The sequence below is a fragment of the Pseudoalteromonas sp. RW-H-Ap-1 genome (assembly GCF_048318575.1).
Taxonomy (GTDB): Bacteria; Pseudomonadota; Gammaproteobacteria; order Enterobacterales; family Alteromonadaceae; genus Pseudoalteromonas.
In genome coordinates, this window is the sequence record NZ_CP166997.1 from 350,557 (window position 1) to 365,029 (window position 14,473).

A 14,473-nucleotide genomic window follows, 5' to 3' on the forward strand; every position below is an offset into this window, starting at 1 on the left:
TCATTATTCACAATTGAGATTATTTAAAGTTGGCGATACTGGTTTTGGTATCAGTGACGGTACGAATAGCATATGCTTGGTTAGTCACACCAAATGGAATACCGTTTACGCTCCAATTTGGGTTTGAGAAATAATCGTACTGAGTCGCACTACCAAACACATGTGGGTAAGCCATAATACTGGCAAATTCATTTTGTACACCGTGGCCCATGCCATCAACATATACACCGCCACTAGTTGCGCCTTGTTTACGAGAATGTGTAAGGCCTTGATTATGACCTAGTTCATGTACGAATGTTGTAGCACCACAATCAACAGCTGTAATTGAGTACATACGATCGCTCATTGAGCTGTATAAATTGCCATTCGTGCCTTGGCCAACCCAAGCAATACCACATGAAATTAAACCGCTACCCGCACTTTGACCAGTACCTAGTACGGCTACCATGTCTGCTTTCCAGTCATTACGTAAACCATTTACGTAGCTGCTGTTTGTCACAGCGTCCAGCCAATCTTCTGAAGGGGTTATTGCGTGGTTACCTAAGTTTTGAGAGCCGACTAAACGCAGTGTAATATCAACGCCATTTTGGCTATATACTTGATTACTAAAAGCAATAAGCTGATTTATCTTAGTGTTAATATTACTGGTAGCGGCAGCTGATTGGTCGGTATATAAAATACCGATATCAATTGTTTCTGCTGATACTGTGCTTGCTGCACATAATGCTGTTGCAATAGCGGCTGTTGATATTATTTTTTTCATAGTCGTCTTTCCTTTCTTTTATGATTGCAGTTTTACTGCTGTGTCGTCTTTGTTTAGATTAAAAATTAAATAGAGGGTGACTTTTCATCACTGGGTGCAAACGGATCTCCACCATCAGTATTTTTTGGCGAGGGTTCACCTACTTGGTGTTCTATATGTGATTTGTATAAATCACGCTTTGCTGCAATCCAGCCATATTGTCCTTTGCTTTCAAAAACATAGTTGCCACTTGGGGCTGTAAATTGACCATATACTGCATCCTTGCCAACGGTTAATATGGTGGTGTGCATTGCTCCATTAGCACCAATCACTTGGCCAACAATACTTTTATCGCCGTTGCTGGCACTGGTAACGTTAGTTATTTCAGCGCTGTAGGTTTCTGCGGTTTGCGGTATAGCGAGATCAAAATTATCCCCTGCTTTAAGGGCTTTAAGTGCTGTTAAATCAAATTCTATATAGGCTTCATTTTGTAAATCAGTAGGCAGTACTTTTGCCGCTTTAAGTATTTCTTTGGCCTTAGTTGAAGGCTTATTTATTGCATCAAACGAGTCTTCAGTGTCGGCTAGTTTTTCTTCTGAGGGTTTGACTGTAATAGGGTCTTTACTCATATCAATTGGCAATGGCTTACGTGTTTGTTTTACAAACTCAGAATCAACAGGGACGATGTCTACGGCAATAGGGGCTACTGCCTCCTTATCGATTTTTTTCTGATTCTCAAGCAGTGTATAAATGGCAAATACAGACAAAGGAATAGCGATAATTAAAACAATGTAACGTTTCATCTGTTTCTCTTTTAGGGTAATTGGTGAAATAATTGTTAAGTTTTATATTAAAAATAGGATGAGATCAAATTTAAATTGTAACCATAAAGTGTTAATGGGGGTTTTTATAACTCATTGTAAGTATTTAGTTTGTCTTTTTGGGGGATATGTTTTTAGCTTAAAAATTACAGCTTTTTACAGCAATAATGCGCTCTGCGGGTTGTTTTTAGGTACGCGTTTATTTTTTAAATAGCAATGATTTTGATAGGCAAAAATTGATTAATAAAAAAATTTATTAACGTGATGTTTTTTCATATTCATTATTCAAAATTGCAATGTAAAAATAGGCAAAGTATGTTGTAACGTTAAAGCATGAAATGAGGGAATTATGGCAGGGACTGATCAATTACTTAGTCGCACTATGGCGGGACTTGTTGCCGTTATTATTGGTTTTTCAAGTTCGATAGCATTGATTTACCAAGTGGTGATCACTTTAGGTGGCACACCTGAACTAGTGGCAAGCTGGATATTAATGCTGGGCTTGGTAATGGGCAGTACCTCTATTGTGTTGTCGTTTTATTATAAAGTACCGATTTTAATTGCATGGTCGACCACAGGGGCTGCACTACTAATTTCAAGTGCTCAAGGCTATAGCTTACATGAAGCGATAGGCGCATTTATGTTATCGGCCTTTTTGGTGCTGGTGTCGGGAGTAACCGGGTGGTTTGAAAAAATTATGAACCGTATTCCTAGTGAACTGGCTTGTGCCATGTTAGCGGGAGTATTAGTGACATTTGGCATTGATGTGTTTAACTTTATGAACGATATGCCATTAGTTATTGGTTTAATGGTGGTGGTGTACTTTATTGGTAAGCGCTTTTTTGCCCGTTTTGCGATGCTAAGTGTGTTGCTAGCGGGTATATTTTTAGCGTGGTATATGGGTAATATCGATACCAGTACCGTGCATTGGCAAGCCAGTAGTTTTGCATATATAGCGCCAAGCTTTAGTTTGCAGGCATTTGTAAGTATAAGCATTCCTTTATACATAGTAACTATGACCTCACAAAACTTACCCGGTTTCGCTATTTTGAAAGCACATAATTATAAAGCGCCTATATCATCGTCATTAACTGTGACCGGGTTAATAAATTGTGTGACGGCTCCCTTTGGCACTTATTCCATAAATTTAGCAGCTATAACAGCGGCTATTTGTATGAGTGAAGAGGCTGATAAAGACCCTGATAAACGTTATTGGGCAAGTATTGCTGGTGGCGTGTTTTATATAATTATGGCGCTATGTGCGGCTATGTTAGTGGCAATTGTGGCAAGCTTGCCACAAGCATTAGTGTTAGCGTTGGCGGGTATTGCTTTGTTTGGCACTATTGCCAATAGTTTGCAGCAGTCTTTGCATAGTGCTGAATATACTGAAGCGGCTATCATTACTTTTTTAGTCACTGCCTCAGATTTAACTTTATGGTCGGTAGGCTCTGCCTGCTGGGGAATAATAGCCGGGGCAATCACATTAATAGTGACACGTAAGCGCTAAGCGCAGCTTTGAGTTATAAGTTGTCAGCTATCAGAAAGTGATACAAGAGAAAGCGCGAGATATACTCGCGCCTACAAGCTTTCACCGCACTTGGCTAATCTCCAGCTGAACGCTGAGAGCTAAAACCTAACCGCTGCTCTCTTTTTTTATAGCATTGGCTTTAATACATCGAACATGGCGTCTATATGATCGTCACGATCGTTAAGGGCTGCAATGTATCGGTATTTTTCGCCGCCAGCTTCTTCAAAAATTTCGCGGTTTTCACCTTCTAATTCTTCAAGTGTTTCTAGGCAGTCGGCGCTAAATGCAGGGCTGATAATTGCGATATCTTTAATTCCTTCGCCAGGTAAGCTCTCAAGAGTTGCATCTGTATATGGTTTTAACCATTCAGCTTTACCAAAGCGACTTTGAAAAGTAGTGATCACTTTATCTTTGTCTAGCCCTAGTTTTTCAACCACTAATCGTGTTGTTTGTTGACATAGGCAATGATAAGGGTCGCCATTATCTAAAAACTGTTTAGGCATACCGTGGTATGAAAACACCATTTTTTGTGGCATTCCATGTTTTTCTAAATCTTCACTAATACTATTAGCGAGTGACTCAAGGTACACAGTATTTTTGTGATACCCGTTTACAAAGTGCAGCTCTGGTACCCAGCGCCATTTTTTTAATACATTGACAACTGCATCAAATGTGGAGCCTGTAGTTGGGCTTGAATACTGCGGATAAAGTGGCAGCACAATAATACGGGTTAAACCTTTGTCTCTAAGCTCTTCAAGGCCCGCTTCGATTGATGGGTTACCATAGCGCATCGCCATAACCACTTCGGTGTTGGTATAGCCATGCTGTTTTAATAAGGCATTTAATTTAAGGCTTTGCTGGCGCGTAATATGAGTTAGCGGCGAGCCATTTTCGGTCCATATACTTTTATATAACTTAGCTGAGCGTTTTGGACGAATGCGTAAGATAATGCCATGGAGAATTATCATCCACACAATGCGTGGAATTTCTACAATGCGTGGATCAGATAAAAACTCACGCAAGTAAACACGTAATGCGCTTGCTGTGGGGGCATCTGGGCTGCCTAAGTTGGTCAGTAATATTCCCGTTTTTTGGTTAAAACGCCCGTCGTGGGGATTATCGGTAACGGCAGAAAATCGCGACACGTTGTGCTCCTTCAAGCAAAGTTATTAATTTATTTAAGCCCATTGTAACGAATAAAAGAGCAATTTAGATCAATCATTTAGCCGTTTTAACCATAATTCTAAACGGAGTCGGCTTTTTGGCTTCGAGTTGTTGTAGCTTAACAATCGATTTTGAATTGAAAACATGCTCTTTGGGTAAAAGCATAATGCCTGTATGGCTGTGTAGTGAGTTTGCCAGTGTCATATTTTCTTCAAGCTCTTGAGCGCAAATTATTTTAATTGAGCCAATAGAACTATCAGAGGTAATTAATTTAGTATGGCTTGCTTCAAGTGCATCGACAATACGCGGGTGATATAAGCTACCACTGTTGGCCTTAATATTACCGAGCGCAGCCTCATGGCGTTGTTTTGTTGTAAGTAATGGATCGCTTTGCTCATAATGCTCCCAGTAATCGCGAGCTACGCTGAGCACCATAGCACCAATTGGAATATCGTTTTTAGCAAGTCCTTTGGGGATACCTTGGCCGTTGTATCGTTCGAACTGGTGATAAATTGCATCAGAAACATCGCTCAAGTGAGTCGCTGGCATGAGCATTAATTGTGAAATACTTGGGTGGGTATAAAACGTTTTGCGCTGTACTTCATTAAGTTCATTAATAGGTTTGTTGTAAAGCTCAGGATCCATTGCAAGTAAACCAATTTGAGCTAAGTACCCGGCAATAGGCGCAAGCGTAATACTTTTTTGCGATACATTAAGATAACGCGCTATTTGGGTGCATGTGCCGGCTATATTTTCTGCTCTTTTACCATCGAGATAAGGGTTTGCATTGATAAAATTATAAAGCAGTTCAACAGTCGATTGATGCTCTCTTTTTTCACTTTCATTAGCGACTTCTAGTTTTTTTAGTACACTTCTAATTTGCTTTGTTCGCTTGTCGACAAGTTGCTCTAAATTACTATTAAGCTCTTTTAATTGTTCATTTTGCTGATTTACATGGCGTTGTAAAATTTCATTGTGTTTTTTTAGTCTAAACTTTTCAACGCCTGACTGGATAACACTAATTAAGTGATCATTTTGCCAAGGTTTTTGCACATAAGCATGAATGCCTCCTTCGTTAACGGCACTGACTGTTGACTCTAAATCGGAAAAACCAGTTAACAAAATACGCTGGCTATCGGGAGCGATTTGTCTTGCTTTAGCTAAAAACTCAGCCCCACTCATTTTTGGCATGCGCATGTCACTAATGACGACATCAAATTGCTTTGCGTGCATTTTATCAAGTGCATCTTGGCCATTGGTTGAAACAGTCACATCAAATTTATATTGGCGCAACAGTCGTACTAAAGATTTGAGTACATTAGCTTCATCGTCCAAGCATAAGATGCTTGGCGGCAGTTGATTGAGTTTTTTTATTTCATCTAATTCTTGCATCACGAAATGCCAGTAAAAAGTTTATATTTAAATTTAGTCTAAGGGTAGTAAGTAAACAACTCTTTTAATAGAAATCCTTTATTTTAATAGGTTTTTTGAATAAAAATATTCGCTAATCAATGCAATTTACGTTGTTACAATTTAACTATTACACAGCTACACTTTTGCGCAAAATATAAAGAGCATCTATATTTTAAAGTAATTTTCTTAGTCTATGTGAGAGCTCAATGGCAATACCAATAACAATTGCAGATGATTCAATGTTGTCTAGAAAAACCATTCGCAGGGTGCTCCCTGTTGATTGGGATGTAATCGTGCACGAGGCTAAGAATGGCGTTGAGGCTCTGGAGGCAGTTAATAATGGTTTAGCTGAGGTGTTATTTTTAGATTTACAAATGCCACAAATGAATGGTTATGAGGTGCTTGATGAACTGCATAATAAACATAAAAAAACCATTGTTATTGTAATTAGCGCTGACATTCAACCCGAGGCACAGGCATTGGTTAACTCCTTAGGCGCCTTTAGGTTTTTGAAAAAGCCTATTTCAGCTGAGGAGCTTAGTAATACGTTACACGAGGTTGGATTGTTATGATTTCAATAAGTGAAGAGGAGCAAGATGCACTGCAAGAAATAATGAATATTTCTATGGGACAAGCGGCTGATGCACTTGCTCGTTTAATTCAAACAAAGGTGGCGCTGTCTGTGCCCGCTATTGAATCTTTGTCGCCAGTAGCGTTTCAAGGGATACTTGAGGGGTTAAAAAGCAGTTGGTCTGCGAGGCAGTCATTTGTTGGTTCAATTCGTGGAGAAGTAATTACAAGTATTCAAAAGGAGGGATGTGAAGCACTCGCCGATATCATGGATTTTGATTTACCTCTAGATAAAGCGGCTACAGAAGAACTGGTGTTAGAAGTAACTAACATTTTATCTGGGGCTTGTTTGCAAGGTTTTACAAGTCAATTAGAGTTAACCACTCAATTAAATATGCCCTCTTTTTATTATCCTGAAAATGCGGCACAGAATATAGATTGGTCATCGATATTAGTTATTGAAGTTGATTTTAAAATAGAGCATATGAAGTTTGATGCGCGTGTGCTTATAGGTCTCAGTGAAGGGTCAATCGAACAAGCGCTTATTCCAATTCGTGCCTTGCTGGAGGGGTGATGGACGAGGCAGAATTTAAGCGCGTTATCCAGCAAATCCCCATTGGTGCTTGTATTATAGATGAAAATTGTATTATCACTTTTATTAATTCTGCTTTTTTTGGTGGTTTAACGACCCGAAACGATCATTTAACGGGACAAAACTTACTCACGGCTTTTGCTGAACAAGCAAGATTTTTAAAGCGTAAAATCGACAGTGTTTTTGTATTAAAAAATCCTAGTTTTAGTTATTGGCAACAACGCCCTCATGTATTTCCAATGCGCAGTACTCGGCCAATTACTGGTGATGAGTCACAAATGTATCAAAATGTACAGTTTATGCCGATTATCAACCAGAATGGCGATGTAGGCCATGTGTGTATTGTGGTAACAGACGTTACCGCAGAGGCGAGCTATTTTATGCAGCAAACGGAATTAAAAAATGAGCTTGAACGTGACCACAATAAGCTCAAGCAATTACATGACGAACTTAAAACCGCTCAAAAGCAAATGCTACAGTCTGAAAAAATGGCTTCCATTGGCCAATTAGCCGCGGGTGTCGCACATGAAATTAATAATCCTATTGGCTTTGTACGTTCTAATTTAGAAACACTTAGCGATTACATGGATAAATTAATAAAAACCAATGAAACACAGAAAAAAATAATCTTAAAGCAAGCCGAGCCGCGATTTGTAGCATTACTTGATGATGTTTACGAAAAAAACGGTATTGCTTTTATCTACGAGGATTTACCGGAATTAGTTGAAGAGTCATTAGGAGGGACTGAACGGGTACGTAAAATTGTAAACGGGCTTCGTGATTTTGCATCACAAGACAATGAAGATTGGTGCGAAATGAATTTGTCTGCAGAAATAAGCTCGGCATTAATTGTGCTCGAAAACGAAATAAAATATATAGCGACAACCGAGGTCACTGTACCAGAGAAAGACATTATTTTTTGGGCAAAACCTAGCGCGATTAGGCAGTTATTATTTAATACGCTAATTAATGCATTACATGCGATGCAACCTATGGGAATATTAAGTATTAGGTGTGATTACAATAACGATAAAGACATTTTTCTGGCTATATCTGATACGGGCTGTGGTATAGAACCTGATAATTTGGCACGTATTTTTGATCCCTTTTTTACCACAAAAGAAGTGGGTAAAGGTACTGGACTTGGTTTATCTGAAGTGTATGCAACTGTGCAAGAGCACCAAGGCGCTGTAAATGTTACAAGTGAGCTAGGTAAAGGCACATGCTTTGAATTTACTTTTAAGGCCGATTTGTATAAATAACCTGAACTCTGGATAATAAACCTATTTCTAGCAGCTATTTTCAGCGCTAACTGCGTTGAATTTACTTACAATAGGCCAGCTATTTACGCGTAAATTCGCCTTGTTTTCATTGAAAATCTCTGGCTAAAAAAATTAATTTAAATATTATTATTCAATATGTTAGGAAGTCTCTTAACCAGAGTTCAGGTTAAATAGATTTAAAAATTAAACTCGCTTTACTATTTTAAAATACAAGGTTAGGTTCTTATTGTTTGGTATTTAATATCTTTAGCGTGCCATCAGTTAAAATAGGCTTCTTCGGTAAAGTAATATAAAAAACAGTACCTTGGTTTAGCTGGCTTTCAACTCGAATTTGACCACTATGTTGCTCTATAATTGCTTTGCTTATAGCCAGGCCTAACCCTGTGCCTTGGCCTATTGGTTTTGTAGTATAGAAAGGGTCAAAAATTTTATTTAATTTGTCCTCCTCAATTCCACTGCCATTATCGGCAATAGTTATATAGGCATTTTTTTTATCGGCTTTAGTGGTGATACTGATGACACCGACCTTGTCGCAAATGGCTTGAGCGGCGTTAAAAAATAAATTTAAAAATACCTGAGAGAGCTGGGTTGAACGCCCTGTGATGATAACGGGTTCTGTATTGTAGTGTTTTTCAACGTTGGCGTTGTATTTAATTTCGTTCCAGGCAACACGTAATGTGTTATCAATGAGCTCGGTTATATCAATATCGCCAATTTGGGTTTGATCCGGATGAGCAAATTGCCTTAACCCTTGAACAATCTCCTTAACTCGATCAGCCCCTTCAGTCATTTCAGCAATGATATCTCTTGAGTCTGTTTGTAATTCATCAAATTGATAATGTTGTAGTGTATCTACTAATGTTTGCTGCGTTATGGCTTTTTCTGCTTTGAGCGTGTTAATTAAATGACTAAATTGCTCAAGGTTGTAAGCCAAATTTTGGATATTACTAACAATGTAGCTTAAAGGGTTATTTATTTCGTGCGCAACGCCTGCCGCCATTTGCCCTAACGAAGCCATTTTTTCAGAGTTGATTAACACTTGCTCAATGTTACTTTGTTTTTCCTCCATTTCTTTTTGTTTAACAAGTAAGTTTCGTTTTTCAAATTGTGAAATTGTATTACCCGCAAAACTGACAAAGCGCTGCATTAAAGTAATATCGTGCTGATTGAACGCCCCAATTGTTTCTGAAAAAATATAGAGCTGGTAGCTTTCTGTACTGGTACTTACTGGGGTGGTGAGCATTGCATGCTGTGAATGCCAAAAAGGATCAGTTACTTGCCAATCAGAAAGTTGGTGTAAGTTAAATACATTTTTAATGTCTCTATTGGGTTTATTTAGTGCTTTGAGTTGGGTAATTATTTCATCACTTTGTGGGTGCGATGCTGTAACTAATGTAGATAATTCATTGCTGGGGTTTATTTTAATTAAAATAGCCGCAGAAAAAGAGATCGCTTGTTGCAAAATATCAAAAAACTCAGTTAGCAAGGTTTCAGTTCTGTCGTTCTTTAAAATGGCATCTAAGCCGTTTAAGATCAAGCTATTAAAAGCACGGTTTTCTTCAAGTGCTAAATTATGAACCTGTAATAAATGCAGTTTTTCTAATAGTATTTCGTTGTTGCTCATACTGGGTCACCAAAAATTTCACATGAGATCATTAAGTTACCATGTTTACTAATTGAGTCGCTAAATGTACCGAGTTCTCCAAAGGTAAAGCCCATAATAAGCGGTGTGTTGGGTAATTGTGCTGCAATAGATTGCTTTACTTCTTGCATTGCCTCTTTAATTGATAGCATACAACCACCGCAAAAAATAATAACAGCACCGGTAATATTTTTTATAGCGTGGAGTTTTGCCAATTTAGTTAATGAGGTGACAACCATATCAGCTCGCTTTATTAATTGCTCTGGGCTTCCTGAGGCAAGGTAAATCGTATCGCCAACATGTAGGTTAGAAAATAATTCTAGCGATCCATTTTTTGCTATAGCTGGGTGGCTTAGCAACAGCCTAGGAATCTCATCATCAGAGGAAAGGGCTCTTGCCAGTGGGGCCATCGTTGATTGTGCAAGAATATTTCCTGAAGTTAAGGAGTTTAACCCTATGTTTTTTCTCCATTGATTATAAACATCAAAGGCGGGCTTGTTATCGATTGTTTTTAATATGCGCCCGTCAACGTCTGTCACTGTACCCTGCTGGTCAGTTTTATCATACCCTGAACTATAAAAGCCGTATGTTTCTACTGACGGATATAACACCGCAATAATAAAACCTTGTTGGTATACATTTTCAGTATCGCTAAAACACCACTTTGCCGAAATATCGTTGTCGGCGCAACTTCCTCCAAAAACAGGGATACGCTGGCCGATTGCATCTTGAATTCCCTGCAAAACTAGCTCCTCATTACCTGGAATTTGAAAGCACCAGACCATTTTGGGCGCGAGTCCAATTTGGCCTGCATTAGCAATGGCTTTGAGTACAGTGTTAGCTGCATTTTCTCTTAGGTTATTAGTTGTATTGCAACAGGCAATTCCATAATGACCCGTTGAGTCTTTGATAGAGAATAAACTAATGCTTTGCTCATTTAACGATAAGTTTTTTTCGGTTGATGAGCCAAGGCAGGAAGAGATGATTAAGCAATTTTGAGTGTTTTTTATCAAGTTGGGCTGGCTATTATAAAGATATTTAATGGTATCGGTTGTAGCAAAGCCGAGCAGTAAATCTGGGTTGTTGTTTGTAAACTGACTTACAGGTTTGATAAATTTATTTATATCGCTGCCGTGAGTGTGAAAAGTTTCAATGGCGAACATAGATGCCCCTTGGTAATAATAGCCACAACGCTGGATGTTTTTAACTAAAAATAATCACTTAGAATTTATTTTAGACTATTATTATATAAAGTGAACTGGATGGCTTATTTTTAGACGGTATCATTTTTGTTTAAGTTGTATCTAGTGATTGCAATCACTTATTAATGATAGAAACTTTAAATCAATATAGATGATCTAAATAAGGTATCAGTTAGATAGGCAGTTACAGCTAAGTGGCATTATTGCGTATATAGTTAGATACAACATACTTTTGCTGATGTGAACATATTTGGTTGCTTAGCAAAGGGTACTTAGAAGAACAATCAAGTTAGCAAGAGTACAACCCCATTTTGAGGTGTAGATAGTGGCTTTGCGAATTTTATTAGTAGACGATGAACTCAATGTATTGAAATCTTTAAAACGAGTCCTTGTTCGTTCTGGTTATGATGTGCTGACGGCATGCTCTGGTTTTGAGGCACTTGAAATATTAGCGGCTAATCAAATTGAGATAGTCATTACTGATTTTAGAATGCCAGAAATGAACGGCGCTGATTTATTACGCCAAGTTAAAATTAATTGGCCCGATTGCGTAAACTTAGTGCTAAGTGGGTATGCTGATTTTAAGTCTGTGGTTGAGTTATTAAATCAGGGATTGGTATTTCGTTTTTTAGAAAAGCCATGGGTCGATAGTGAGCTACTTGAGAACATTAGTGAGGCGCAAGTAAAATATGAACAGCGCCGAGCAAAAAGAGTAAGAGATCAGTTATTAATGGGCAGCATGTCTGGCCTAATAGAAATAGACAATAATGGCATTATTAATCGTTTCAATGCGCCTGCTGCTGAAATAATTTCAGATATTCATTTATACGAAAACAAACACCTCGCCCATTTAGATACAGCTCAAAATAAAGCGGTAAGCCAGTCTTTTGTTGACAAACAAAGCAGTACACTTTTTATTAATTATGCTTGCACTTTTGATCTAGTTAAAAGCGAAGAAGTTATGATTGAACGTTGTTTACATGACGATTTTTGCCAGCTTTTAAAGTTATCAATTAACTCAAACAGCATGAGTAATATTTTTCAACTTACAAGAACACAGTCAGTGGTGACTAACGAGTCTAACTTTTATCATCATTTAGCTCTGTGTGAAGCGAATAAAGAATGTTATGCCCTCGTTTATATAGGTATTGCGCAGTTTCAATTAATTAATAATTTGCTAGGGGGCGAAGATGGCAGCCACCTTGTAAAATTGGTTTTGGAGGTGCTAAAAGGCGTATCAAAGAAGCCGGTGAAAGTTCTTCATAAGAGCGCCGATCGGTTTGTATTATTTGTTCCTGAAATTAAATCTGATAGTGAAATTTTAACCGTTCTAAATAAGGCGATGAATGATCTGAAAAAAGCACTCCCTAGTAAATATATCGATGCCCAAGTGCAGCTTTATGGTGTGTATGGTTTGTTTCCTGAGGATAGTTTAGAGGGAAAAGAACTCGTTAATCAAATGCAGTTGACGTTGAATTATCAATTAGATGAACAGCAGCATATTTTTTCTCGCTTTGATCCTCAGTTGGTAGCCGATTATAAAAAGAACTTTGAATTAAGCCGTTTACTATTAACTGCGGTAAATAAAGATGAGCTGTCATTACGTTTTCAACCAAAAGTTAACATTGAAACAGGACAAGTACTCAGTGCTGAGGCGCTCATTCGCTGGTATGAGCCAAGTAAATATGGCTGGGTTCCCCCTGCACATTTTATCCCGATTGCTGAATGCGATGGTCAAATTATATCAATAGGGCGCTGGGTTATTTCTCAAAGTTGTAAAACACTAAAATATTGGGGGGATAACAATATAGGTGTGAACGTGTTGGCTGTCAACATATCTGCGAGGCAGTTAAAAGATGATCCCGATTGGGTTGACTACATGCTCGAGTGCTTAAGTCGCAATACTTTAGAGCCATCACAGTTGGTTTTTGAGCTAACAGAAACCTATTTAATCGAAGATTTTGCTACCTGCGAACAGCAATTAATAAGACTAAGGGCTTTGGGGTTTAGGCTATTAATTGATGACTTTGGCGTGGGTTATTCATCACTTGGCTACCTTTCTAAACTGCCAGTAGATGGCGTTAAATTGGATAAAGCGCTGATTACTGATATTGAATCGTCTTTAGCAATGCAAAGTATGATTCGTAACATTACACGTATGTCTCACGATCTCAGTCTTATAGTGATAGCAGAGGGGGTAGAGACTGCCTTTGAATGCGAAGTGATTAAAAAATTAGGCTGTGACTACATACAGGGCTATTACTTTAGTGAGCCTTTAGAACAGGATGATTTTTGTAATTATTTAAACCATTTTAATTCTCAAGGTGCGCAATGAGTTCGATAGCGGTTGTCATATTAGACGATGATGCTTTTTTATTAAAAGTATTACAAAGGACTATTCATCGAGCCTATCCAGAGGTTGATATAATGACAACCTCTGATATTGATGAATTTTGGCAGCTGCTAAACACTAAGCAAGACTTAGATTTAGTAATAAGTGATTATTTAATGCCGCAAATGAATGGATTGGATGTTTTAGAGCAATGCTCTTCACAAAACCCCTACCCAGTTAGAGCATTACTTACTGGTGATATGACATTGAGCACCATGATGCGACAACCTAATGTTGTGCATGCTTACCTTGCTAAGCCGTTTAATGAAGCAGATATAACCGCGCTTTTTGACAATGTAGCGGCGTTAAAGTCGTTACCTTTTGCATTTAATGTGCGCAGGCAGTTAGGGGCTATGATCAGTTTTCCTGTTTACCCTCTCATTTTAAAAGAACTCATAGACTTAGTACAAAGCGATGAATTTGATTTACATGATATTGCCCATGTTGTTTCTCAAGAGCCAATAATAACGGCTAAATTGTTACAACTTGCAAACTCCGCTTATCTTGGTTTTGTAAGGCCAACATCGTCAATAGATGAAGCTGTGTCGAGGCTCGGTACCACGATATTAATGGCTATCACCACTTCTTTATTGGTTGTTAAAAACTTTGAATCGTCTATTCCTGTTGACGTCCATGAAAAGCAATTGAATATAGCGGCGAATTACGCTAGTTGTGTTAAGGATTTTGCAAAGCTGGCTGGTTTTAACTTGCATGATCAAGAATTGTTATTTTCAGTGGCGTTATTGAGTTTTGTCGGCAAGATCATTTTATTATCTCAAGCTCAAAGCGATGTGTCAGATCAGCATGCGCAAACCATCAGCGATGGATACGTAAGTGCCAATTTTATTTCTGCCTATGTTTTAAAGTTATGGGGATACGACACAAAAATATGTAACTTGTTGATGAGTTGCCATGATTTAGATGGCACTGATGATAATGAGTTAACTCTGTTTAATCACATGTTGTATATAGTTTGGCAAATTATTTTTGACGAGCAACCCCCCATGCAATTACGTGCATACTGTGACTCAAAAGGCGTAGACCCTTTACTTTGCCATGTTATTAGCGAATTTGATTGGCATAGTTATACATCTTAAATAGGCCCTATATAAAATAACGTATAA

Annotated in this window: 12 protein-coding genes; 6 read left to right on the plus strand and 6 right to left on the minus strand. The window is 38.2% G+C overall.

The window, feature by feature from the left end; all coding sequences use genetic code 11:
* Positions 1–19: 19 nt before the first annotated feature.
* Together AB8618_RS18030 and AB8618_RS18035 are read right to left on the minus strand one after the other, a co-directional pair.
* Positions 20–763, minus strand: coding sequence for a zinc-dependent metalloprotease family protein (locus AB8618_RS18030; protein WP_138605714.1), 744 nt, complete (start codon positions 761–763; stop codon positions 20–22).
* Positions 764–828: 65 nt separating this feature from the next.
* Positions 829–1,545, minus strand: a complete 717-nt coding sequence (locus AB8618_RS18035) for a hypothetical protein (protein ID WP_413403471.1) — start codon at positions 1,543–1,545, stop codon at positions 829–831.
* Between the two features lie 367 nt (positions 1,546–1,912).
* Here AB8618_RS18035 and AB8618_RS18040 point away from each other — a divergent pair, with 367 nt between their 5' ends.
* Positions 1,913–3,070, plus strand: coding sequence for a benzoate/H(+) symporter BenE family transporter (locus AB8618_RS18040; RefSeq protein ID WP_413403473.1), 1,158 nt, complete (start codon positions 1,913–1,915; stop codon positions 3,068–3,070).
* 146 nt (positions 3,071–3,216) lie between these two features.
* Here the strand turns inward: AB8618_RS18040 and hemH are convergent, their stop codons facing one another.
* Together hemH and AB8618_RS18050 are read right to left on the minus strand one after the other, a co-directional pair.
* Entirely contained in the window at positions 3,217–4,236 is a 1,020-nt protein-coding gene (gene hemH, locus AB8618_RS18045; protein ID WP_413403475.1) for a ferrochelatase, read from the minus strand.
* Between the two features lie 73 nt (positions 4,237–4,309).
* Positions 4,310–5,647 carry an HD domain-containing phosphohydrolase gene (locus AB8618_RS18050; RefSeq protein WP_413403477.1) on the minus strand — a complete coding sequence of 446 codons (1,338 nt, stop codon included), beginning with the start codon at positions 5,645–5,647 and terminating at the stop codon, positions 4,310–4,312.
* Positions 5,648–5,874: 227 nt separating this feature from the next.
* On the opposite strand from AB8618_RS18050, the gene AB8618_RS18055 reads away from it, so the two are divergent.
* From AB8618_RS18055 to AB8618_RS18065, 3 genes are read left to right on the plus strand one after another with little or no spacing between them, the layout of a single operon-like run.
* Positions 5,875–6,240, plus strand: coding sequence for a response regulator (locus tag AB8618_RS18055; protein ID WP_409426104.1), 366 nt, complete (start codon positions 5,875–5,877; stop codon positions 6,238–6,240).
* Complete coding sequence (locus AB8618_RS18060; RefSeq protein WP_033103510.1) at positions 6,237–6,812, plus strand: chemotaxis protein CheC; 576 nt, start codon at positions 6,237–6,239, stop codon at positions 6,810–6,812. Before AB8618_RS18055 ends, AB8618_RS18060 begins: the two co-directional genes overlap by 4 nt.
* The gene (locus tag AB8618_RS18065; protein ID WP_409426105.1) at positions 6,812–8,092 is read left to right on the plus strand and encodes a sensor histidine kinase; all 1,281 of its coding nucleotides are present in this window, start codon (positions 6,812–6,814) and stop codon (positions 8,090–8,092) included. Before AB8618_RS18060 ends, AB8618_RS18065 begins: the two co-directional genes overlap by 1 nt.
* A 244-nt stretch (positions 8,093–8,336) precedes the next feature.
* Here the strand turns inward: AB8618_RS18065 and AB8618_RS18070 are convergent, their stop codons facing one another.
* Both AB8618_RS18070 and AB8618_RS18075 read right to left on the minus strand, forming a co-directional pair.
* Positions 8,337–9,737 carry a sensor histidine kinase gene (locus AB8618_RS18070; protein ID WP_409426106.1) on the minus strand — a complete coding sequence of 467 codons (1,401 nt, stop codon included), beginning with the start codon at positions 9,735–9,737 and terminating at the stop codon, positions 8,337–8,339.
* On the minus strand, positions 9,734–10,918 hold the full coding sequence (locus tag AB8618_RS18075) for an FIST signal transduction protein (RefSeq protein WP_409426107.1): 1,185 nt from the start codon (positions 10,916–10,918) through the stop codon (positions 9,734–9,736). Before AB8618_RS18075 ends, AB8618_RS18070 begins: the two co-directional genes overlap by 4 nt.
* Positions 10,919–11,282: 364 nt before the next feature.
* Between AB8618_RS18075 and AB8618_RS18080 the strand changes: the two genes are divergently transcribed.
* Positions 11,283–13,292, plus strand: a complete 2,010-nt coding sequence (locus AB8618_RS18080; protein ID WP_409426108.1) for an EAL domain-containing protein — start codon at positions 11,283–11,285, stop codon at positions 13,290–13,292.
* On the plus strand, positions 13,289–14,446 hold the full coding sequence (locus tag AB8618_RS18085) for an HDOD domain-containing protein (protein ID WP_409426109.1): 1,158 nt from the start codon (positions 13,289–13,291) through the stop codon (positions 14,444–14,446). Before AB8618_RS18080 ends, AB8618_RS18085 begins: the two co-directional genes overlap by 4 nt.
* Positions 14,447–14,473: the final 27 nt, after the last annotated feature.